The following is an 18,777-nucleotide window of genomic DNA, read 5'->3' as shown; positions in this document are numbered from 1 at the left end:
GGTCAACTTTTAGACAGTTAAGTAGGACATTTATTTTCGTTCGTTGTGTTCGCTTATTTTGTAAAATGTTAAATCCAATTGAAACTGCGTCCTTCGGGTTAATAAGTACTAATTAAAAACATAACAAAAAAGAGTGCGTTTTTTCATCGCACTCTTTCAAAAGGCTTTACCAATCTCGATGCTCACCATGTCCATGTTCATGCTCACGATCGCGATCGCGGTCATGATTACGTCTACGACGACACTCATCACAATCGCAGTCACGTCTACAATGACAGTCGTTAAAATCGTTTCTTCTTCGTCTACGGCCGCAACCGCAAAATACTAAATCATCCCAAAATCTATTACAATCTCTAGAATGTCCAAAATTATTATCCCATCCCATAGATATGATTCCCTCCTCTAAAATAGAATTCATCATATTCTATGATTAAAAGATAGAAATAGTTTGTTTACTAGTCTATGTTTCAAACTAATAATATTTCAATTAGCAAATCTATCCCACGTCTTATCTTTCCTTAACAACAAACAAGACGCCACCCAGATCACGGCAGCGCCTACGATAATTGCTATAAACTTAATCAAATTTATTTATCCTCACATTATTTATTTCTTTGTCTCCATACCCCATTCTCTTTACGATAAGTATCCTTGCCATTCATGAAATCAGCTGTATTACCTGGAATACTATATTTCTTATTCTTTTTCTTAGCCTTCTTCTTCAGTCTCTTCTCTTCTTGAACAGCTTGCAAATCCGCCTTCCATTGTTTCAACAAATCCTTTTCACGTCGCATCGAATTTGTACCCCTTGGATTAAAATGTGAACCAAATAATTAGATTCTACCTATTTATATAGAATCCTTTAATCCAAATGTCCATTTTTTCCTGACTCTCGTTTAGCATGTACCAATTTCTGTTTTTTCTTCTATATAGACCGACGATATATTATAATCCTCTATATACCCAAGGAGGTTAACCATGATTAAATTTCATAAAACATTCCCCATCTTAGGATTCTTTTGGTTTTTATACGGTTTCATCGGTCTCGTCTTTTTATTACTATTCCTTAACGTGTAGTAACCACGCATATAAATGTATGTTTAATGTGTAATTACTATATAACAAAGAAAAAAAGCACCCGTTATGGATGCTTTTAATTAGTTAATCAGTATAAGGATGACGCTGATGTTTTCCGCAGTCACGGCATACGTACCACGCTCGCAATTCTTCCCTTAAATAGTCACCTTTCTTTACCGGTGCTTTAAATAGTGGCTTATCAGTATCGATATCGCAAACACCATTACATTCAATGCAAGCTTTTACCTTTCGCTTCGATTCATGAGATGAACCACTAACCTTTAGCCCATTTCCCCAATTTGGTTCCCATTGTTTTTCTTGCTGCTTTTCTTCTCCTGTTAAATAACCATCAAATTTACCTTCATATTTTCGCATTTCTCTTCGTTCCCTTCGAACTTATTTTCTTTCCTTATTAATAAAACGCCTTGATCAGTAAAAGTCAATAAGGAAAATAACAAAAAGCCATCACCGAAGTGACAGCTTCCAAGGGAATGGGAGAAATCATTCGCGAAAGGGGAATTTCGCAATCATTTCAAGGCTGACTACTCTCAACCTTCTCCAAGCCACCGCATCATGTAATTTTTTAGCTCTTATTAGCTACGCGCTTTACGTTCGGTGACTGGGAGAAGAGCAAGAGCTTCCATGACCTCTTTCAACCGACGACGTTCAGTAGTTTGCTCCATGCGTAAGAGCTGTCATCGGTTCAAAGAGAGCTAGGGACTCTCTTGTTTATACTCCGTAGAGCTGGTCAATACATCGGCTGTCGCAAGGCCTTAGCTGACCAATATCGAATTATAAAAGCTTTATATCCAAGACGTATATGAATCTTCCGACGCCTTGTTTGAACCAATACACTAGAGGGACGGAAGGGGAATGTTTCCGCTGTATTGGCTCAAACAAAGAGTGGAACTCTTTGCCCTCGTTTTGGTCATTAATAAGAATCATGGGTAATTACTAATGTACGAGATCACGTATACTTTTAACTTTTTAGAATGCAAGTGTCACTCAATCATGAGCAACCACCCCCATTCCATTTTCAAGAACCGACATATGAGAGAAATAGACTTATATTTATTATCAACCCAGAGGACGCATTCCGAGCTGATTGATAAATACAATAGAAACAGCATGACGAATGCGAATTATCTCACACCCGCCACACTGGAATATGTCATTGTAATACATTCATTGATCTTTTCGTCTTAACGCGGGTTCGTACCGCCTTGCCCGCCCTAATATGCGGTATACGTTACCGTGACATTCTCGCATAAGAACGTTTCACTAATAGGTGTACTAATCCTCTTCGATATGCGTTTGTCAAAGGGCTTGTACATTAAGAATATCGTTGATTTCATTATCAAAATTCCCCCTATTTAGTCCCCAATTTTGTCGGTATTTTGTCGAAGTTTTTAAAAACATAAACATTCCAATTTATTATATTTTTTCTTTTTTTGATAATATTTGTATCCAGTTCAGGTAATAATATCATATAATTAAGCTATTATAATTTTATAAAAAGCAAGGATGGTTAGACATGACGGTACAAAAAGAAAAAGTAACAAAGCGCGTGGTTTGTAGGAAATGCAAATCAGATCAAATAGTCGGTAATAAGCGTGGTTATAATTTCAAAAGGGCGTTTTTTATTCTGTTTCTTCTGTTAGGTACACTTATAACTATTGGAATAGTTTCTAATTTTTTATATGTTATAGTTCCTGAAAATTCTATGGATGGAGTTGTTGGACTTTCTGCAATTGTTGGTCTTCTTATTGTACTTCTAGGACCACCGATAATTTTATTCAGTGGATTTGTTGGTAGAAAAAATATTGTTAATGGTTGCATGAATTGCGGACATACATGGATGCCTAAAAAATAAAACATAAAAAGCCAAATGGATAGTTAATTAAAAACTGTTAATTTGGCTTTTTTTATATTATTAAATCATCCCTAAAGATGTAGCGATCAATCGAATCGCATTTTTCTTCTTATAATAGAAGTGATCTTTCTTTATCGATAATTCAGTGTAAATAAAGCTGTCTTTCGGCTTATCTGCATTTAAGTACTTCTTCTTGATGATTTCTGCCTCGTCATAGTCTAAAACGTACTCTAACGCCTTATCGATCTGCTTGAACTTGATATTGCTAATATATCTCGTGTCTCTAATCTCCGGGAACAAACTGATCCCTTCGTGTTTTAACTCCACTTCATTTTCAAAACGAGTTTTCAATGCGCGGTATTCCTTTAGTATTTTCACTACTTCTTTCTGAACCTGTTTTTCTGTCTCTCTATCAATAGTCGGTAATAAAGTTAATTGTCTCTCCATGAAGGAATCCCCCTATTTCTGAATTTGTCTTTTTATATTCACATCAGGTACGTGAAATTTTACTATCTCTTTGTTGAATAAGGGAAACATGCATAGCGAATAGTCTCCACCATCCACCTTGCAAGGTTCCGTTATCCATTAAACCCTTAATAATTTACATTTCTTGTTGGCCATCTTCTCTTTTGCTGCTTCAATATTATTCGCTACCTTTTGATAGTCCTGATCAAACTGAATCATTCCATCAAACATGACTGGCGCTACTACTTCATCAATATATTGTAAGTAATCAACTGGCGCTCGTTCTGTTTGTTCTACTAAGTACCCATAAATATCAAAGTCTGCTCTTGGTATAGACTTCTTGCCCTTCGGTTGATGAGACATCCTTATATAAGATTGAATGACTGATAGTGGCACTGCGAATACTGACTTATCCTTACTGAATTCTATAAGGAAGAAGCATATCGCTCCCATCTTCTCCGCTTTCTCCAGGTAATCCAATTGATGCTGTGCAATGTTCTTTAAAGCAAAACGTGTATCTTTCTCTGTAGACTTCGCTTCAAATGCGACAGCTCGTCCTTTATACACACCATCATAGTCTACTGTGCTTTTAGCTTCATAGAATCCATTTAGTACACGGCCATTCTTACTCTTCAACACCTTTACAGGAGTCGGACGTTTGTTGATAAGTGCCACTCCCCCTCTTTGATACATTTCATTCGCTAGATTGATAAGCATTTCAAATGCCATCCCACGGTTTCCTAGTCCCATTGTTATTCCTCACTTTCTATTAAAAGGATTATTTTGTTGAATTTTTTACTACCAATCATTAAAATATCTTATAATCGTTATATACAAACTTATTTTTAGGAGTAGATAGAATGCCAGTTACACTCGAACTTATTCTTTTCATGCTTATAGCAATTAGTGCTGTTGGCTATTTGATAAAAGAATCTCAAAAAACTAAGAAAAGAACCCTTGGAATTTCACTAGAACTTTTAGTTCTTTTCTGGTCAATATGGAGAATATCGACTATCATAATTCAAATTTCAGAATATAATCTCTCGTGAATAAAACTCAATATTCCGTCAATACTGTAGACAACCCATTAAGTTACTTTCTCCTTGTTCCCCCTTGGAGAACCGAGCAGTTAGCTTTTGCTAGCTGCTCTTTATTTGTAAGAAGCACTCAATTAACTGGACTCACATATAATATTCTGAGTTCCTTTCTTTATAAAATAGTCGTTATAAAATGAGACTCGTCACGAGAGCACTTTACTAAGTGCTCTTTTTATATTCCAACCTAATACAAAATGAAATTTTTATATAAAGTTTTCTCAATATCTACAATCTGGAAATAAATTACCTTTTATGGTAATCTATTGGTAATCCCATAAAGTTCTATTGTTCCATTAAAAAGGACCCCTACCCCTTTTCCGGGTCCTTTTTCAACGTTTTCTACTAAAATAGCATTTTTTATTCAAATTGATGCCCTGCTTATTTGGGTACATTTACCAGTATTTTTACCAAAAAATTCATGATATTGTTAATTAGTCGAGTACGTCATTACTTGACGATTACCCTTAGGGGCTCCCCAGACAAATGGGGCTCCTTTTATTCAAATAACGATTTTGTTTAAATTTCATTAACCTTATTGATTCCTTTACATACAGTATTATCACAAGAAATTCAATAAGTGCTCCGGTCTAGTTACCTTGAATTTCTTGCAAATCTTGTGGGAAGAATCCGTTTATAACAAACGGGTTCTTTTATTTATTCATCATAAAATAACTATTTTGTTCACTTTTTTGATACATTTACGAAACATTCATATGTTATCTTCAGTAAGTTCTTTTCATAACATTATGTGAGTTATACCGACACAAGAAGCCCTAGATCCCTAAATCTAGGGCTCCTTCGTTTTAATAACTATGTTGTTTGATTTGATGTATAGACAACTATATATTTAGATGTTAAAATATTATTGTGATTCCTACTTGGTTTCACATACGACTCTTTTTCTGCGATTATGGGGTTCTTACGTAATAGTAAGGACCATTTTTTTATTTAGTGCCCATAGCCCGTAAATCCGAAGCCCATATTTCTCCTTTCTGATTCCAATAATCCCAACGTTTCTACTGACGCTATGACGCCTATGAGTGTCTCGTTCAATTAAATAAGTTTCTGCCCTTTAAATACGTCATAACGCTATGTCTCCTAATCTAAATTCATTATCTCTTCTAAGGTTCTATCGGAAATATACGTGGTAATAATCTGTATCTTTCCGTATTTTCTTTTAGCCATTTCTATAGCTTCGCTCTCGGACTTCGCCTCAAACCAACGAAGCTTCCACTTCTCGTCTTTGTCGTAAAACTCTACTGAGTACGTCATAACGCTATTACGCTTCAAGAATTTATCCACGGTACTTGTTGCAGTATAATCAAAACTTCCGACTACATCCTCCAGTGTTAGTTGCTTCATGCCCCTAACCCCATTGGACGCGATTTGATTTTGTTCTTATCTGCCTGATCCATAATTAATGCAGCAATTTCTAGTTGATGCCTCCCTAACTCTTTTGCTATTTCAAGAATATCTTTATCCCACATTTCTCGTAATTGAATCACTTCGCTTTCATCAAATACTAAGTCCAACTCTTCTAAAGCAATATATAAATTACGACGCGACTTCTTCATGTACTTTCCCTGCTGCAACGCCATTGTGTAATTCTCCTTTTCCAAATCCGTTCCAAGTCGTGGCATCCCATTTCCCCTCCAGTTGTAATTGATGAATTTCTCGTAACTCCGCCATAACGGCATGACGTCTTCTATCCACTTCTTCAGGACTGCGATTCCCTGCTTCGCAAATACACGGTGCAAATTGATAGCAACCATTCCCCATATCGTTCTTAATTACTCCTGTTCCTTCACATACACACATCTCAATCTCCCCTTTCTATCTTTGCTATTGCTGCAAATATCGGATAAATTTGCTGAGGTACAACTGCATTACCTAAGCTTCTAATTCTGTCCATCCGATTGGGAAGCCCATCACCTCTTCCCAAAAAGCTGGATTGGAACGCCCTCTTTTCCCAGTCAATATCATCAAATAGTTTGGAAGTTGTCCCAAATGAGCCCTTTCCCCATTTTTCAATTTTGCTAATGTCTTCTCGTAATTGTTGAGACCCCTGGTATCTGATGCAGTTGGAGTTGGAAAGAAACGAGATAATAAAGACTCTTTCCCTTCTATGCGGGGCACCGATGGCACAAGCCGGAATAACAAACGGTTGTGAGGTGTAGCCGATACTTTCCAAGTCAGTAAGCACATTGTCGAGTCCCAATGTGACGTGTCCAGCAACATTTTCACCAATAAACCAAGTTGGCCTGATTTCTTGTAATAAACGGAATACTTCTGGCCAGAGATGACGGTCATCCTCTTCGCCCTTTCTGTCCCCGGCAACACTGAAAGGTTGGCAAGGGTATCCTCCTGCCACAATGCTAATTGTTCCAACATCAACACCCCGTTCTTCTAATGATCGTTTTGTAAGTTTTCGTATATCTGAAAAGATTGGTACTATAGGCCAATGCTTGTTTAATACTTTCTGATTGAATGGTTCAATCTCGCAAAAGGCTACTGTTTCAATCCCAGCCCAATCCGCCGCTAAACTAATACCGCCGATCCCTGAAAATAGATCAAGCATTTGCATATTCCGTCCTCCTTTTAAAATGGCAATGCCCTTCTTCTATAATCCTTTGTTTCTTTGAAAGTAATCGTTCTGAAATTATTGAGAATCCGCGATACAATCCTTTCATCGTATGCCTCGTCTAAACGCTTCCCTGTGAGGTTTGTCGTGAAAATAGTAGATTTACCTTGCCTACCATCAAAAACATCGAATAGCACCCTATTAATGAAGTTTGTTGCTTTTGTATTTGCATCTAATGCGCCTAACTCTGCTCCTAAATCATCGACTATTAATACTTGTGCTCTTACTAAACTTTGAATGATTGCATCCTCAGTTAAGGTAGAATCTTTATTGAACGTACTTTTAATCTTCCGTAGCAATTCACCTACTGTAACGAAGACAACTGACTTCCCTGCTCCTGCAAGCTGATCCGCTATAGCGTAAGCAAGATGTGTTTTCCCTGCTCCGCAATTTCCCGCCATAATCGTGTTAAATACTTTACCATTGAGATAATCCGTAGCAATTACCTTTGCCAGTCCAAGGTTCTTCGTTCCTTCCTTGCTAGTAGGTTTGTAATTATCAAAATTAGCTTGTTTAATATTGCTATCGGCTATCATGCTTTGTTGGTGAAACATGAACTTCTTCTCATTTGCTTTATCCGCATCGTATTTCGCTTGCTCCTGTTGCTGAAGCTTCTTACTATCGTTTTCAAGGAAGCATCGAGGGCAAACAACTTGTCCACCGAACTTCATCTTATTCATGCCATGTGTATCACACACATCAGAATCCATAATCATATTCACCTTTTTGGCTATATCGGTTGGTATTGCTGCCGCTGCTCTCTGCATTGTTCTTCGCTCCTTTATTTCTTTGGTATTCAGCTTCTAAAGCTTCCACATCACCTAAAGTCTTAACGTTTTTGTTAGCCCACTGTTTTAAGATGCCTTCAGCGTAATTCCATTTAGCCTGCTTCTTTAATGCACGTTCCATAGCTGCTATAACAAGTTCTTCGCTTGTATCTTTAATCCACTGTTCTACGCTACCTGCCATGAATGGATTTAAAACTCCAATGTTACTTTCATAGAATGAGAAGGGATTCTTACTACTACTTATTGTTAAATTAGTATTGTTAAGATTAGTATTGTTACAGTTCCCCTCAGATACTACCCCTGGTTTCTCTGAGACACTACCCTGGTTTCCCCCAGACACTACTAGTTTCTGTGAGACACTAGGGGTAGGGAGAACATAATAGATATTGGATAAGTTATTTCCTTGATCGTCCTTCCTATTGACCTTTTGGATATAACCTTTTTCTTCTAATGACTTGATACATTGAACTATTTTCTTTCTTCCGCATCCGACTTTCTCTGTTAAAGTTGTTAAAGAAGGGAACGCTGATTGTGTATCTCGATTTGCATGTCTCACAATTACTGCGTAAGCCTTAAATTCATAAACATCCAAATCACAATTGTCTATTGCATCATTCTCTATCATGAAAAATCCTTTTCGTTTATCAATAAAATTCATTTAGTTCACCTTCTTCATCCAACATTCATAAGAGACGTATTCTTCCATTCCGTAGAATTTATAGCCACCTTTGATGTTCTTGTTTTCGTTATATACAAAATCTTTTTTTGTTTTATAAACTGCTTTAATTGGTGTTACATAATCAAATCCGCGTTTTTCTAACTCGCGTACCGCTTTTATTAACTCAGTTTTTGATCCTCGTTTAACTCGAATCGGTATCATTACGCATTCTCCCTTTCGCATACCGCTATGTCGCCTTGAATTTTGATTATTTTATATCCTGGGTAGCGATCAGGAGTAATGTACTCAATCGCCTTTACTCTCGCTTCTTTTTCATTCCATGCGCCCTTCCACACCCACTTCGGAAGGACGACTTTAGATTGATTTTTGTCTAACATAGGTTTAGCATCTCCTTAGTTTGTTTGTTCTATTTTTTCTACTTGTTCTTGCTCTTCAATTTCAGAAGTTTCTTTTTCAGCCTGTTTAACCCACTTTGTTAATTTCTTAAGTACTTCTCCAGCTTGTTTTAATGTCAATTCGCCAACTTCTTTAATACTTAAGTGTCCTTTAATCGTGTCTTCATCCACTTTTCGAAGGGTAGCTAATTTTTTTATGTTTAATTTAATTGCTCCAACTTGTTGAGCAGTAATCATTTCCTCTTGAATCTCTGGTAAATCTTCACCTGCATAGATGTATAATCCTAATCCGTGAAGTGCAATTGCTTTTACTAGGCAACGTTGGATACTTGTGTTAATGTCAAAGCTGTTAGGCTCCGCAATCGGCTTGTTCTGATTGTTAAGTATCGGGTGAATCTGACTTAGTGGTATTCCTTGTACAGTTACTTCAACTTCTACAAAGTAACCACAATCTGTTTTGAGGTAAGGCACTCCATCAAATCGTTTTACTTCCCATGTGGCTGTTGGATCTACTTCACGAAGCCTTTTAACCGCCCATGCCCACGATAAGTAATTAAAACGCCCTTTCTTCTCAACATGTCCCGAACAATCTATTTGAGCCAATTTAGAAAAGTAATTTTCAGTTATCATATGAAACTCCCCTTCTTTTAAAATGTTGCTATTTCCGTTTGTTTACTAGCTTCATACACTTCCATAAGTGCTTGTAATCCATATTCGTAAGCTACAACCATTGATGCAGCGTCAGGCTCTTTGCTTTGCTTGTATCGTTCAACTAGACACTTCATAATTTGAATTTCAGCTTCAATTTTGTTTTGTAGGACCACCTTATTCACCTGCTACTTTCTTCATCGAATGTTCTTCAACGTACTGTTTGATACATTCGGATTCGGTATGGATTGGATCACCACTAAAATCAAGGTACCCTTCTCCGTAGAAGATTTCTCCACCACACCCTTGGCAATAATCCATAAAGTCTCTTGCTGATGAATCATGATGGTTTCCGTAAGTAATTGGATTTTCAATCATTTTTTTGAATTCCTCCTTATTTACTGAGAGAAAACTTATGGTATAATATAGGTAGCTAATTTTAGGGAATGTTTTCTCTACATCGCTCGTTGCCATCGAGCGTTTTTTATTTTTCAATAGCTAACTTTCTGAAAGTTTGTTAAAATTTAGTTGCCGATATGTGTAACAACTGGCCTGTGCTTCTGTACGGGCTTTTTTGATGCTTTCATGCATCAAAATATCCAGGAATCCTTTTACTAGATGGGGAACATCATTAAATTCCTGAATATTACGACAAGTGAACGCGCATCTTATCCTTGTAGGATTTTCCTCCTTTTTGTCGAATTGATCAGACGGAAGGAGGTGTTTTTATGAAACCAACTACTATAAATATTCGTGTTGACTTAGATGATATTTTCAAACTATCTCATCATGAAATTGTTGACGGTGTTTTAAAATACGTCCATGAACAATCGCACCAGTATAATGATTTAACTCCAGAGAGCAGTCTAGAAATGGTTATAAAAGAAGCGACAAAAGCTTATGAAGATAACTTAAGAAAACGTATGCATGAACGATATAGTGCTACTATTTCTGGTCAAGTTGAAGTACAACGTTAGATTCACAAATTTGCTTATTATTTAATAGAATTTTCACTTCTACAACAGCCTCTGTTACCGCAGGGGCTTGATTCTTGTTGTCTTCCACATGAATCACTCCTTTTATCAAATTTTATTGTGTTCATAAATCTGTAAAATCTTTATATAAAAATTTAATGAACTATGTGTTAAACTTATTACATTCCAAGAAGTCCTTTACTTTTAGAATCGACAATTCTTCAATACCCTTAGTCTTGCCCTACATCCCCTTGTAGGGCTTTTATCATTTAGCAAGCATGATATACCTCTTGTATGTTTCCTCAACCTTATCTGCGCTGTTATATACACCCTTTGCTCTTAAATCCTTTATGATCCACAATATTTTCTTTCGTTCGTATTCATCTCGCTGTTGTTTACCCATCACTTTTCATCCTTAATCAAACGTTTGTTTATGAACTCCATAAGTTGAATGAATCCTGCAAGCAAGATAACACCCACTAATATCATTAAATGTGAGAATATGCTTTCTTCTAACATTTAAACCTCCTCCTGATCTAAGGGATTTTGCTTTCCGATTATTTTTAATCAACCGCCTTAGTTACCCTCAGGGTAACTAAGGGTTAAAAAAATTAGACTTTCAATTTCTTTTCCATTAATTCGTCTATTGTTACACCAAAAACTTCTGCATAAGAACATAAAGTTTGTAAGCTAGGATTCTTCACTCCATTTTCATATCTAGAGATCGTTTCTTTAGCCTTATTAAGTCGTTCGCCAAGTTCTCGTTGTGTCATACTATGTTTACGGCGGAGTCTTAAAAGTAATTGATGGTTAACTTTCATTTATGATCACCTCGTTTACAATTTTTATTATACACATAAGTTACCCTTAGGGCAACATTTTTGTGAAAAATATAAAATTAAATTTCAATCATGTTATATAAGGACAAAAAACAGTGAAAAATATAAAAAGCTTTATTTTTTATTCCCTTTTTAATGTTTACTTATAAGAAACATTCGTATTAATATATAATTAAAGGTTGACCCTACGGGTAACTTTTTTCTAGGGGAGGAAAAATATAAATGTTTAATGAGAGATTAAAACAATTAAGGATAGAGAAAAACTTAACCCAGCAAGAATTAGCTGAACTAACTAATTTAACTAAAGCTTCTATCTCAAGGTTCGAAGGTAATAAAAAGACTCCATCTAGAGAGTCTGTAACTAAATTATCTAAGGTACTAAATGTAACTACTGATTATTTGTTAGGGCTATCTGACGATCCACATTTAAGTAGTGAACAATACTCTGACCTACGAAAGAAGTTTGACGTTTTACTTGAAAAACTAGAACAAAAACCTAAACATGAACAAGAGATGCTTTATAAAATGATGCAGGCAGCCCTTGGTTCAGATGATTAAATGATTGTCAGTGAGATGCTAACAATCATTTTTTTTTGTTCATAATATGTAGCTCTATATTAAAAACTTCTTTTTTCTTATTTTCATCACTTGTGATTTTTCCCATAACAAGTGTCTTCCATAGTACCTCAGCTAAGTTCTCTTTTTTCATCCCTAAAACCCCCATTATTTTCTATGTAATTTGTGAATAATTCACAATCTATAACTAATATTATTTTTTCAACTTTTGGTTAATCTCCTTATAAACGACGAATGCGATTGCCTCATTAATGAGACAATCGCATTCAATCTATTTATATTAGAACCTAGACGTCTTAGTATTAACCAATTCCAGTCCCAGGATCCATTCTTAACATAATTTGTGTTTGAGCATCCTTCGCTACTTGTTTAGGTTGCTCTTTTTGGACTTTAGCAGGAGTAACATATAACGCTCCAGCTAATGCCAATGTTGTTACTAAAGCTAGTATTTTTTTCATTTAGCATCACCTATGTACATTATACCATTTTTATTAAATTCTCCCAATATTTTTCTGGGTAACCTGCAATAAAATTTGCATCCCTCATTAATAAAACCTTCTATTGACTGTTCTAACAATGATCGATCTTTCAATGCCATCCCTAAATAACAAAGTTTCATTGGAGTAAGCTTGCCTTTTTCTTTTTCCTCATTTCTAAGTAATCTTACTGCTTCTTTTGCATTCCCGTTAATTATGTGCTTTAAGGCTTCCTCCCCAACATCGTATATGTCTAAATCATGTAATTTTTTTTTACTTATCAATCTAATATAAGAACGCATATTCAAAAAGTTTCTATTCCGTTCTACCGCCCTATGAGAATGACATTTATTTAACAAGTCTATTCCTTTATTTAAGTACCACAATGACTGTTCGTAGCTATCAAAACTATATGACTCACCTAAGCACCCTAAAGCAGATACTTTTAACATATCTAAGTATCCGAAATCATCTTCTGTATTCAATATTTCATGACAAATATTTCTAGATTTGTCTATCTGTTCATCCATTAAACTTGCATATGCAATAATTTCTTGTATTCTTACTCTATATAAATCACGTATAAAAGCATCACTTATTTTTTCAATTTTAGGCAATAACATTTCTGAATAACTAAATAACATTTTGTATTCTCTGGATTCATATAGAGTGTAAAATGTTATTATATCAAGCATTATTTTAGTCTCAGCAGATTTAACTATACGGTGCTTTTTCCGCTCGTTTAATTCTTCTAACAAGGATTTATCACTTAAAAATCGTTTTAGCCTGATTAATACCATTTCGTATACAAATGCCCATTCTTTCGTTACTATGTTATTTGAATTAAACCCCTTTTGCACTGCTATACGTAATAACTCAAAGTCTCCTATAGCATTTCCATATTCCATAGCCATTCTAATATTCTTCTTACCATTCATCTTTTTACAGAATTCCCTAACCATAAAAGTCAATTCGACATTGTCTTCATACAAATCTTTCACTAACTTAATCATATTTAAAAAATTAAGTTCACTTTTACCAGATAAGTTTTTTGAAAAAGCAGGTCCACTGATTCCAAGATGTTTAGCAACATTTTCTTGGCTTTTTCTTTGAAAATCAATTTCATCAATGATTTTAGCTAACCAATATTTCATTTTGCTCCTCCTTACCGGAACAAAAGACACGTAAACCCCATAAAGGAAAACGTGCCACCCTCAATCTATGGTGTGTTATAATTATGTGTATAAGATCCGCGACAATGTTCCCTAGGGTAGTAGGGGCAGTGTAAGAGTGTTACCAGCACTACTTGCACCGTGGGTCTTTTTTACGTCCGTTTATTTTATTATTTTCATAATATCATATTTTTGCCAAAATTCAGTCGTGGGGTTATCAGAAAAATGTTGAGAAAGTTTGAAAATAGCTTTATATCAACGCTTTCTCACGCTTTACTAAAAAGATATGCAATAGTGCATCTTTCTGTATGAGGTAATCCCATCCACATTTTACCGTATTAACCATGAGAGCTACAGCTCTCTTTTTTCATTCTTAGTTTTGGGCTCAATTGAAATATTTAAGGAATGTATAGAGTAACGTGGCCGCTCTTAGCTACTGAAGAAAAGGAACTGATTGAGAACATTTTGTTATGTTCCTTATTATCTGAAGAAGAAATACTAATTACATACTACGAAGACGGTTATTTACTCTCTAGCTATATGACTGTTGTTGATATAGATCCATCAAATAGTGCTGTTATATGTACCGATGCTTTTTATAACAAGATAAAACTGCAATTTTCTAATATAATAGGTGTAAAATAGAACAAATTAACAGTATCAAGTTAGGTTCATTTAAGGGAGTGTAAAAATGCAAGGGAATCAATTAAGAAAGAACACAGCAGGAGTAGTTATTCATAATGATATTAAAAAATACCCCTTTCTAAATATACCTATGATTATTAATGAGGAAGACGGAATGGTTTATGAGGTATTAAACGCTGGTTTTTACACTAATGATGCAGTAGCAATGATAACAACGGATGATTTTACTACAACCAGGGTAAATGCACCGATTATAACAGTAAAGAGCAATGATGGTAGTATTCAAACATATCGTTTACCTTTAGAACTAGAACACTGGGTACTTTCTTGTATGCGTGCTGCTTCAGTAGAAAAAAATCCGTTTCCATGTAAAGTTGCTTTCGGAATTATCGACACTAAATTTTATGTAGAATTTATGTAAAAAGGAGCAAATGATTTGCTCCTTTTTATTTTTTAAAGAAATGACATTTACTCTTGCTAATAAACTAATTCAGTTCATATAACTTTGAATGTATAACTTCTACATCGACATCAAATTTTTTAAGGGTTGCCTTTACTACTTCTACAAACCATGATTCTGCATCTGGAGAAACATAAACACATTCAATTAAATCACTTAAATTTACCTTAACACTCCCTCTAAACGCATTCTTGTTTTCTGTCAGGGAATATTCTTTATCGTTTAAAGCTGAATAAACCAATCTAACTTCTTCCTCATGTTTAAATGAAAGTCTTTTTGTAAAAAACGGAGAAATCATATTTCCATTAAAATTACTACACTTAGTATGATCTATATATTCTACTTTCCCAGCATATATCTCCTTATTACAGGCATTTAAACTCTGTTTAACTCTACCAAAAGTAGTTTGAATTGCAATCCCCTCATTACTTTTTAAGTATAATCCCCACATTGCAGCTGATTCGTATTCGTTTAGATGCCAACAGTTTATAAATACATTTTGTTTTTCAAATTGCGTAAATGTATATGTACTCTTCAAAAATTCATCAAAATTTATTGATCTTGTTCCCTCTGTTTCTTCAAATAATACTAATTCCCCATTGGAATTTACAGACCTATAGTACTTACGCATCTCTTCTAAACCGAAAATCTCACCTTCAAAAACATCCTTAAACTTGTCAGCTCTGCAAAAGTATAAAGACTTAGTAGATATTAAACTTACTAATTTAGTAAAATCCATGTATCGCCATAATTTCGCACCATCTCTTATATCCGAATTAACTGCATCATGTTCTACAAACAAAAACTTTCACCTTCCCCTTAAAATTGCTATTTTCTTCTATTATATAAAATCACCAAAGTAATTAGGCATTTTTAGGGAAAAGAATATTCATGGCTTCTATTGTTAAAATCCATTCTCCTCGTAGTTTCTCTTCAGGTTTGTAGTATTTCAACTTTCCCTCATCAATCAGTTTACTTACCAAACCATCCTGTTTAGATCTCTTTAACTTCATCCTCAACGCATCTTGTGTTATCCCCCATCGATTACACGCTTCTCTCGGTGTCATAATTTCATCTAGCATAAATAACATCCCTATCACTCCTTGTTACTTATAGGTAATGAACAATTTTATTGTATGTTACTTATAAGTAACATATAAGTGAAAATAAATAACCCTCCTAAAAAGAGAGTTCTTTATCCACCCAAATATCACCTTATCAATCTTTGAATATCCAAATCAAAATTCTTACGGATATCAAATAAAATCTACCGTATAAAAAAACAGAATATTCAAATTATATTTTTTCAACAGTAATAATACCTTGGAATTTCGTTAACATGGTAAGATTATGGAAATATATACTAATAGAATGAGGGGATTAAATATGAATGTGCAAACTGTCTCCAAAGGAGAAATAACAAATCTACTAAACAATTGGTATCAATCCATCATTTCACAACATATAGTAAAATCCACGAATTACAAAAAAGAAATCGATAGTAAAATCCATCAAATTGAAGAAGATCAAAATATCCTTATCTATTATTCATTACTAGACTTCAGATATAAGTTACTTACCCATGACATTAAAAACTATAAAGATAGTTTAGAAAAGATAGATTGTTTACCTGATCAAGCAGATACCTTCCTAAGATACTATCATTCTTTTTTCAAAGCAATTTATTCAATTAACATGGGAGATTACACTTCTGCTAAAGAACAATACGAAGAAGCTGAGACATTATTAAAAGAAATTCCAGATGAACTTGAAATAGCTGAATTTAATTACATGTTTGGTTCTTTCCACTATCATATTTATCAGCCACTTCCAGCAATCAAATATACTACAAAGGCAAAGGAATTATTTTCAAAGCATGCAGGGTATGAAATCAAAGTTGCTGCTTGTAATAACACACTAGGCCTCGCTTGTACTTCCCTCGGTCAATATGAAAGTGCGGAAGAACACTTCCTTACGGCTTTAAATACTTTCAACAAGAACGACGAAGATAAACTATCAGCAAAGGTGAAACATAATTTAGGATTATTGTATGCAGATCAAAACCTTTCCGAACTAGCAATTAAATACCTAAATGGATCAATTGTAAATAACCAAAAAACAATATTCTTATTAGCGCAGGAGTATTTTAAATTAAATGATACAAACGCTGTCAGATTGCACATTGAAAACGGATTAAAAATTTCAAATGAAGAGTATACTCATCATTTCAATATTCTAAAAGGATTAAATGACGATATAAGTACAGATGAATTAGAAGACATCATTTTGGCAGGGATTTCTTATTTTAAGAAAGAAGAGTTATGGAAATACGTAAAAGATTATTCAGCTGTTCTAGGCAATAAGTTTTACGAGTTAAAATCGTATGAAAAAGCGAGCAAATATCTACACATGACAAATGAAGCTGATAAAAAGGCTTCAGAGAAAGGAGCTTTAAAATAATGAAAAAATCTCTATTAGTTTTTGCTATTGTCACAGGTTTTTTGTCTTTCAGCTTCAGTAACACTACAAACTTACAAACTGTATCAAAAGAAAAAGTAGATTTTGTTCAGTATGCACATGGTGAAACTATTTAACAAAAAAAATACTAAAATGTTATGTCATTACCCCATTACAATGCGTAACACAAATAATTATTAACAAAATAAAAAGAACCCTACTATCAAGGGTTCTTTTTATTTTTCTTATTAGAAAACAAGTTTTCCACCCACCTTCATTGATTAATTTTAGTAAGTAGCAATCCTATATGTTCCGTATTATCCAGTTCTAATCAACTATTTTCTCAATATGTATATTTAATAAATGTGTTAAAATTATACAATAATCCTGTTTTAACATCTGAGAGGGAAGGTGATGTATATGAATAAAAATCACTTATGGATAGCAATAATTCTAAGCTTTCTAATTGTCGCTCCATTTAGTTGGTATTTCGGTACTACGTCTTTATTTGTAGTGTTAATAAGAATGATTACTGAATTCGCCCTTTATTTTATAGGAATACTATCAGCACTGTATTTTATACAATATTTAAGACAAAGATCCGAACACGAAAAGCAAATCATTGAACTATTAAAGAAAATCACCGAGAAGCAAAAAAAGAATAACTTATAGTTAGAAAATAGCAAAAAGAGAACCCATTCTGAGTTCTCTTTTCTTTCATACTAAATTTCTTATATATTTGAATCCTCCCACGCACTACCACCTGCTACTCGAATATATAGCCATTGGTGAGTATCCCCACCTCTTGAATCAGTGTATTTAAATGAAATTCCGCCGTAAGCTTCATAACCTGGCTTTTGCCATTGTCTAAATACTCCCCAATCCTCTTTCGTATATCCTCCACCAGGAGCTTTTATATCCCAACCATAAACTCTATCGAGTTTATCGTATGCTCCTTGGTGATGGCAATAATCAGCATAGTAATAAACAGAGAAAGCAGAATATGCGTTTCGAAATACTTTAGCTCCTTGCACACAAGCATACCCTGATCCCCTTTGCCAGCTACCTCCTGTGATACTACCTTGTGGTCCGGTTGTTATCCCTTTTAACTGTTCAGCTTTAGTAGGATGAACTTCATTTCCCTTTTCATCAAAAAATTTCGCTTGACTAAAATCGATTCCAGTTTCTTCTTTAGATCCGTCAGGATAAGTCGTTAAAGTAGTTGTCTCATTTATTATCTCTTTTTTTCCTAATGCTTTCTTTTCAGGATTAATATTATCTAACTTCTCTCCGACATTCACCTTTTCTATTAAATTCTTTTGAACTTTTAGATCGGTGTAATTTTCTTTAATACTTTGGATTTGCCCCTCTTTTTGAGCCAATTCAATTTTTTCACTATCTTTCTTAACCTCTGTTGTACTTGCAAATGACGAAGGTGCAAAAGTACCAATAGTTAAAGATAACGTAAATATTCCTGCTGCAATTTTACTCCCCAATTTCATATTTCTTCCTCCC

31 protein-coding genes are annotated in these 18,777 nt (G+C 34.5%); 7 read left to right on the top strand and 24 right to left on the bottom strand.

Translation table 11 applies throughout. The annotated features are described in order from the left end of the window. Positions 1–166: 166 nt before the first annotated feature. From ACUL40_RS28365 to ACUL40_RS28355, 3 genes are all read right to left on the bottom strand, one after another. Positions 167–385 carry a hypothetical protein gene (locus tag ACUL40_RS28365; RefSeq protein WP_079004509.1) on the bottom strand — a complete coding sequence of 73 codons (219 nt, stop codon included), beginning with the start codon at positions 383–385 and terminating at the stop codon, positions 167–169. A gap of 217 nt (positions 386–602) precedes the next feature. Beyond that, positions 603–794, bottom strand: coding sequence for a hypothetical protein (locus ACUL40_RS28360; RefSeq protein ID WP_079004508.1), 192 nt, complete (start codon positions 792–794; stop codon positions 603–605). Between the two features lie 367 nt (positions 795–1,161). Then, positions 1,162–1,452 (bottom strand): hypothetical protein, encoded by a 291-nt coding sequence (locus ACUL40_RS28355; protein ID WP_079004507.1) that lies wholly within the window; start codon positions 1,450–1,452, stop codon positions 1,162–1,164. Between the two features lie 1,159 nt (positions 1,453–2,611). Between ACUL40_RS28355 and ACUL40_RS28350 the strand changes: the two genes are divergently transcribed. After that, positions 2,612–2,950, top strand: a complete 339-nt coding sequence (locus ACUL40_RS28350; RefSeq protein WP_079004506.1) for a hypothetical protein — start codon at positions 2,612–2,614, stop codon at positions 2,948–2,950. Between the two features lie 60 nt (positions 2,951–3,010). On the opposite strand, the gene ACUL40_RS28345 is transcribed toward ACUL40_RS28350, so the two are convergent. Together ACUL40_RS28345 and ACUL40_RS28340 are read right to left on the bottom strand one after the other, a co-directional pair. Continuing rightward, complete coding sequence (locus ACUL40_RS28345; RefSeq protein ID WP_445423087.1) at positions 3,011–3,397, bottom strand: ArpU family phage packaging/lysis transcriptional regulator; 387 nt, start codon at positions 3,395–3,397, stop codon at positions 3,011–3,013. 138 nt (positions 3,398–3,535) lie between these two features. Beyond that, on the bottom strand, positions 3,536–4,165 hold the full coding sequence (locus tag ACUL40_RS28340; protein WP_079004505.1) for a Holliday junction resolvase RecU: 630 nt from the start codon (positions 4,163–4,165) through the stop codon (positions 3,536–3,538). 110 nt (positions 4,166–4,275) lie between these two features. Here ACUL40_RS28340 and ACUL40_RS28335 point away from each other — a divergent pair, with 110 nt between their 5' ends. Beyond that, the gene (locus ACUL40_RS28335) at positions 4,276–4,464 is read left to right on the top strand and encodes a hypothetical protein (protein ID WP_079004504.1); all 189 of its coding nucleotides are present in this window, start codon (positions 4,276–4,278) and stop codon (positions 4,462–4,464) included. 1,146 nt (positions 4,465–5,610) lie between these two features. On the opposite strand, the gene ACUL40_RS28330 is transcribed toward ACUL40_RS28335, so the two are convergent. Genes ACUL40_RS28330 through ACUL40_RS28280 form a run of 11 tightly spaced genes read right to left on the bottom strand, consistent with a single transcriptional unit; the run spans position 5,611 to position 10,041 of the window. Next, on the bottom strand, positions 5,611–5,874 hold the full coding sequence (locus tag ACUL40_RS28330; RefSeq protein ID WP_025687798.1) for a hypothetical protein: 264 nt from the start codon (positions 5,872–5,874) through the stop codon (positions 5,611–5,613). Continuing rightward, positions 5,871–6,152 carry a helix-turn-helix domain-containing protein gene (locus ACUL40_RS28325; RefSeq protein ID WP_445423086.1) on the bottom strand — a complete coding sequence of 94 codons (282 nt, stop codon included), beginning with the start codon at positions 6,150–6,152 and terminating at the stop codon, positions 5,871–5,873. The genes ACUL40_RS28330 and ACUL40_RS28325 overlap by 4 nt, the downstream gene beginning before the upstream one ends. After that, positions 6,067–6,330, bottom strand: a complete 264-nt coding sequence (locus tag ACUL40_RS28320) for a hypothetical protein (RefSeq protein WP_000337746.1) — start codon at positions 6,328–6,330, stop codon at positions 6,067–6,069. Before ACUL40_RS28320 ends, ACUL40_RS28325 begins: the two co-directional genes overlap by 86 nt. 1 nt (position 6,331) lies before the next feature. Further along, positions 6,332–7,096 (bottom strand): DNA cytosine methyltransferase, encoded by a 765-nt coding sequence (locus ACUL40_RS28315; RefSeq protein WP_079004503.1) that lies wholly within the window; start codon positions 7,094–7,096, stop codon positions 6,332–6,334. A 14-nt stretch (positions 7,097–7,110) separates the two neighbouring features. Continuing rightward, on the bottom strand, positions 7,111–7,869 hold the full coding sequence (locus tag ACUL40_RS28310; RefSeq protein ID WP_079004502.1) for an ATP-binding protein: 759 nt from the start codon (positions 7,867–7,869) through the stop codon (positions 7,111–7,113). Then, on the bottom strand, positions 7,853–8,599 hold the full coding sequence (locus ACUL40_RS28305; RefSeq protein WP_079004501.1) for a DnaD domain protein: 747 nt from the start codon (positions 8,597–8,599) through the stop codon (positions 7,853–7,855). The genes ACUL40_RS28310 and ACUL40_RS28305 overlap by 17 nt, the downstream gene beginning before the upstream one ends. After that, complete coding sequence (locus ACUL40_RS28300; protein ID WP_079004500.1) at positions 8,600–8,821, bottom strand: hypothetical protein; 222 nt, start codon at positions 8,819–8,821, stop codon at positions 8,600–8,602. Further along, positions 8,821–8,997 carry a hypothetical protein gene (locus ACUL40_RS28295; RefSeq protein WP_168171570.1) on the bottom strand — a complete coding sequence of 59 codons (177 nt, stop codon included), beginning with the start codon at positions 8,995–8,997 and terminating at the stop codon, positions 8,821–8,823. Before ACUL40_RS28295 ends, ACUL40_RS28300 begins: the two co-directional genes overlap by 1 nt. A gap of 15 nt (positions 8,998–9,012) precedes the next feature. Next, positions 9,013–9,645 (bottom strand): Sak single strand annealing protein, encoded by a 633-nt coding sequence (locus tag ACUL40_RS28290; RefSeq protein ID WP_079004499.1) that lies wholly within the window; start codon positions 9,643–9,645, stop codon positions 9,013–9,015. Positions 9,646–9,662: 17 nt separating this feature from the next. Beyond that, positions 9,663–9,839, bottom strand: a complete 177-nt coding sequence (locus ACUL40_RS28285) for a hypothetical protein (protein WP_168171569.1) — start codon at positions 9,837–9,839, stop codon at positions 9,663–9,665. 1 nt (position 9,840) lies between these two features. Next, a complete protein-coding gene (locus ACUL40_RS28280; RefSeq protein ID WP_000572098.1) occupies positions 9,841–10,041 on the bottom strand; it encodes a hypothetical protein in 201 nt (66 codons plus the stop codon). A gap of 350 nt (positions 10,042–10,391) precedes the next feature. On the opposite strand from ACUL40_RS28280, the gene ACUL40_RS28275 reads away from it, so the two are divergent. Next, positions 10,392–10,640 carry a hypothetical protein gene (locus tag ACUL40_RS28275; protein ID WP_000805481.1) on the top strand — a complete coding sequence of 83 codons (249 nt, stop codon included), beginning with the start codon at positions 10,392–10,394 and terminating at the stop codon, positions 10,638–10,640. Between the two features lie 262 nt (positions 10,641–10,902). Here the strand turns inward: ACUL40_RS28275 and ACUL40_RS28270 are convergent, their stop codons facing one another. Beyond that, positions 10,903–11,040, bottom strand: coding sequence for a hypothetical protein (locus ACUL40_RS28270; protein WP_170925772.1), 138 nt, complete (start codon positions 11,038–11,040; stop codon positions 10,903–10,905). A gap of 208 nt (positions 11,041–11,248) precedes the next feature. Next, positions 11,249–11,458 carry a helix-turn-helix domain-containing protein gene (locus ACUL40_RS28265; RefSeq protein ID WP_087965647.1) on the bottom strand — a complete coding sequence of 70 codons (210 nt, stop codon included), beginning with the start codon at positions 11,456–11,458 and terminating at the stop codon, positions 11,249–11,251. A 240-nt stretch (positions 11,459–11,698) separates the two neighbouring features. Here ACUL40_RS28265 and ACUL40_RS28260 point away from each other — a divergent pair, with 240 nt between their 5' ends. After that, positions 11,699–12,034, top strand: coding sequence for a helix-turn-helix domain-containing protein (locus tag ACUL40_RS28260; protein WP_087965649.1), 336 nt, complete (start codon positions 11,699–11,701; stop codon positions 12,032–12,034). A gap of 25 nt (positions 12,035–12,059) precedes the next feature. On the opposite strand, the gene ACUL40_RS28255 is transcribed toward ACUL40_RS28260, so the two are convergent. The 3 genes from ACUL40_RS28255 to ACUL40_RS28245 form a co-directional block, all read right to left on the bottom strand. Next, entirely contained in the window at positions 12,060–12,185 is a 126-nt protein-coding gene (locus tag ACUL40_RS28255; RefSeq protein WP_318788129.1) for a hypothetical protein, read from the bottom strand. A gap of 169 nt (positions 12,186–12,354) precedes the next feature. After that, positions 12,355–12,510, bottom strand: coding sequence for a hypothetical protein (locus tag ACUL40_RS28250; RefSeq protein ID WP_170925773.1), 156 nt, complete (start codon positions 12,508–12,510; stop codon positions 12,355–12,357). Further along, on the bottom strand, positions 12,507–13,682 hold the full coding sequence (locus ACUL40_RS28245) for an AimR family lysis-lysogeny pheromone receptor (protein WP_322360832.1): 1,176 nt from the start codon (positions 13,680–13,682) through the stop codon (positions 12,507–12,509). The genes ACUL40_RS28250 and ACUL40_RS28245 overlap by 4 nt, the downstream gene beginning before the upstream one ends. A 423-nt stretch (positions 13,683–14,105) precedes the next feature. Between ACUL40_RS28245 and ACUL40_RS28240 the strand changes: the two genes are divergently transcribed. Both ACUL40_RS28240 and ACUL40_RS28235 read left to right on the top strand, forming a co-directional pair. Further along, on the top strand, positions 14,106–14,345 hold the full coding sequence (locus ACUL40_RS28240; protein ID WP_445423085.1) for a YolD-like family protein: 240 nt from the start codon (positions 14,106–14,108) through the stop codon (positions 14,343–14,345). A 46-nt stretch (positions 14,346–14,391) separates the two neighbouring features. After that, on the top strand, positions 14,392–14,766 hold the full coding sequence (locus ACUL40_RS28235) for a hypothetical protein (protein WP_445423084.1): 375 nt from the start codon (positions 14,392–14,394) through the stop codon (positions 14,764–14,766). A 64-nt stretch (positions 14,767–14,830) separates the two neighbouring features. Here ACUL40_RS28235 and ACUL40_RS28230 read toward each other — a convergent pair whose 3' ends face one another. Beyond that, a complete protein-coding gene (locus ACUL40_RS28230; RefSeq protein ID WP_139889217.1) occupies positions 14,831–15,607 on the bottom strand; it encodes a DUF2971 domain-containing protein in 777 nt (258 codons plus the stop codon). Positions 15,608–15,668: 61 nt separating this feature from the next. Further along, complete coding sequence (locus ACUL40_RS28225; protein ID WP_139889219.1) at positions 15,669–15,896, bottom strand: helix-turn-helix domain-containing protein; 228 nt, start codon at positions 15,894–15,896, stop codon at positions 15,669–15,671. A 295-nt stretch (positions 15,897–16,191) separates the two neighbouring features. On the opposite strand from ACUL40_RS28225, the gene ACUL40_RS28220 reads away from it, so the two are divergent. Further along, the gene (locus ACUL40_RS28220) at positions 16,192–17,265 is read left to right on the top strand and encodes a response regulator aspartate phosphatase (protein ID WP_445423083.1); all 1,074 of its coding nucleotides are present in this window, start codon (positions 16,192–16,194) and stop codon (positions 17,263–17,265) included. A 728-nt stretch (positions 17,266–17,993) separates the two neighbouring features. Here the strand turns inward: ACUL40_RS28220 and ACUL40_RS28215 are convergent. Next, a complete protein-coding gene (locus ACUL40_RS28215; protein ID WP_318788136.1) occupies positions 17,994–18,764 on the bottom strand; it encodes a hypothetical protein in 771 nt (256 codons plus the stop codon). Positions 18,765–18,777: the final 13 nt, after the last annotated feature.

The sequence above is a fragment of the Bacillus sp. KNSH39 genome, assembly GCF_052656585.1.
Note: the sequence above shows the minus strand (reverse complement) of the source record. Positions and strands in the feature narration are given on the sequence as shown.

What these genes read in the sequence shown, in the direction of transcription:
- ACUL40_RS28365 (WP_079004509.1), bottom strand. Translation starts at nt 385, where the DNA reads ATGGGATGGGATAATAATTTTGGACATTCTAGAGATTGTAATAGATTT.
- ACUL40_RS28360 (WP_079004508.1), bottom strand. Translation starts at nt 794, where the DNA reads ATGCGACGTGAAAAGGATTTGTTGAAACAATGGAAGGCGGATTTGCAA.
- ACUL40_RS28355 (WP_079004507.1), bottom strand. Translation starts at nt 1,452, where the DNA reads ATGCGAAAATATGAAGGTAAATTTGATGGTTATTTAACAGGAGAAGAA.
- ACUL40_RS28350 (WP_079004506.1), top strand. Translation starts at nt 2,612, where the DNA reads ATGACGGTACAAAAAGAAAAAGTAACAAAGCGCGTGGTTTGTAGGAAA.
- ACUL40_RS28345 (WP_445423087.1), bottom strand. Translation starts at nt 3,397, where the DNA reads ATGGAGAGACAATTAACTTTATTACCGACTATTGATAGAGAGACAGAA.
- ACUL40_RS28340 (WP_079004505.1), bottom strand. Translation starts at nt 4,165, where the DNA reads ATGGGACTAGGAAACCGTGGGATGGCATTTGAAATGCTTATCAATCTA.
- ACUL40_RS28335 (WP_079004504.1), top strand. Translation starts at nt 4,276, where the DNA reads ATGCCAGTTACACTCGAACTTATTCTTTTCATGCTTATAGCAATTAGT.
- ACUL40_RS28330 (WP_025687798.1), bottom strand. Translation starts at nt 5,874, where the DNA reads ATGAAGCAACTAACACTGGAGGATGTAGTCGGAAGTTTTGATTATACT.
- ACUL40_RS28325 (WP_445423086.1), bottom strand. Translation starts at nt 6,152, where the DNA reads ATGCCACGACTTGGAACGGATTTGGAAAAGGAGAATTACACAATGGCG.
- ACUL40_RS28320 (WP_000337746.1), bottom strand. Translation starts at nt 6,330, where the DNA reads ATGTGTGTATGTGAAGGAACAGGAGTAATTAAGAACGATATGGGGAAT.
- ACUL40_RS28315 (WP_079004503.1), bottom strand. Translation starts at nt 7,096, where the DNA reads ATGCAAATGCTTGATCTATTTTCAGGGATCGGCGGTATTAGTTTAGCG.
- ACUL40_RS28310 (WP_079004502.1), bottom strand. Translation starts at nt 7,869, where the DNA reads ATGATTATGGATTCTGATGTGTGTGATACACATGGCATGAATAAGATG.
- ACUL40_RS28305 (WP_079004501.1), bottom strand. Translation starts at nt 8,599, where the DNA reads ATGAATTTTATTGATAAACGAAAAGGATTTTTCATGATAGAGAATGAT.
- ACUL40_RS28300 (WP_079004500.1), bottom strand. Translation starts at nt 8,821, where the DNA reads ATGATACCGATTCGAGTTAAACGAGGATCAAAAACTGAGTTAATAAAA.
- ACUL40_RS28295 (WP_168171570.1), bottom strand. Translation starts at nt 8,997, where the DNA reads ATGTTAGACAAAAATCAATCTAAAGTCGTCCTTCCGAAGTGGGTGTGG.
- ACUL40_RS28290 (WP_079004499.1), bottom strand. Translation starts at nt 9,645, where the DNA reads ATGATAACTGAAAATTACTTTTCTAAATTGGCTCAAATAGATTGTTCG.
- ACUL40_RS28280 (WP_000572098.1), bottom strand. Translation starts at nt 10,041, where the DNA reads ATGATTGAAAATCCAATTACTTACGGAAACCATCATGATTCATCAGCA.
- ACUL40_RS28275 (WP_000805481.1), top strand. Translation starts at nt 10,392, where the DNA reads ATGAAACCAACTACTATAAATATTCGTGTTGACTTAGATGATATTTTC.
- ACUL40_RS28270 (WP_170925772.1), bottom strand. Translation starts at nt 11,040, where the DNA reads ATGGGTAAACAACAGCGAGATGAATACGAACGAAAGAAAATATTGTGG.
- ACUL40_RS28265 (WP_087965647.1), bottom strand. Translation starts at nt 11,458, where the DNA reads ATGAAAGTTAACCATCAATTACTTTTAAGACTCCGCCGTAAACATAGT.
- ACUL40_RS28260 (WP_087965649.1), top strand. Translation starts at nt 11,699, where the DNA reads ATGTTTAATGAGAGATTAAAACAATTAAGGATAGAGAAAAACTTAACC.
- ACUL40_RS28255 (WP_318788129.1), bottom strand. Translation starts at nt 12,185, where the DNA reads ATGAAAAAAGAGAACTTAGCTGAGGTACTATGGAAGACACTTGTTATG.
- ACUL40_RS28250 (WP_170925773.1), bottom strand. Translation starts at nt 12,510, where the DNA reads ATGAAAAAAATACTAGCTTTAGTAACAACATTGGCATTAGCTGGAGCG.
- ACUL40_RS28245 (WP_322360832.1), bottom strand. Translation starts at nt 13,682, where the DNA reads ATGAAATATTGGTTAGCTAAAATCATTGATGAAATTGATTTTCAAAGA.
- ACUL40_RS28240 (WP_445423085.1), top strand. Translation starts at nt 14,106, where the DNA reads ATGTATAGAGTAACGTGGCCGCTCTTAGCTACTGAAGAAAAGGAACTG.
- ACUL40_RS28235 (WP_445423084.1), top strand. Translation starts at nt 14,392, where the DNA reads ATGCAAGGGAATCAATTAAGAAAGAACACAGCAGGAGTAGTTATTCAT.
- ACUL40_RS28225 (WP_139889219.1), bottom strand. Translation starts at nt 15,896, where the DNA reads ATGTTATTTATGCTAGATGAAATTATGACACCGAGAGAAGCGTGTAAT.
- ACUL40_RS28220 (WP_445423083.1), top strand. Translation starts at nt 16,192, where the DNA reads ATGAATGTGCAAACTGTCTCCAAAGGAGAAATAACAAATCTACTAAAC.
- ACUL40_RS28215 (WP_318788136.1), bottom strand. Translation starts at nt 18,764, where the DNA reads ATGAAATTGGGGAGTAAAATTGCAGCAGGAATATTTACGTTATCTTTA.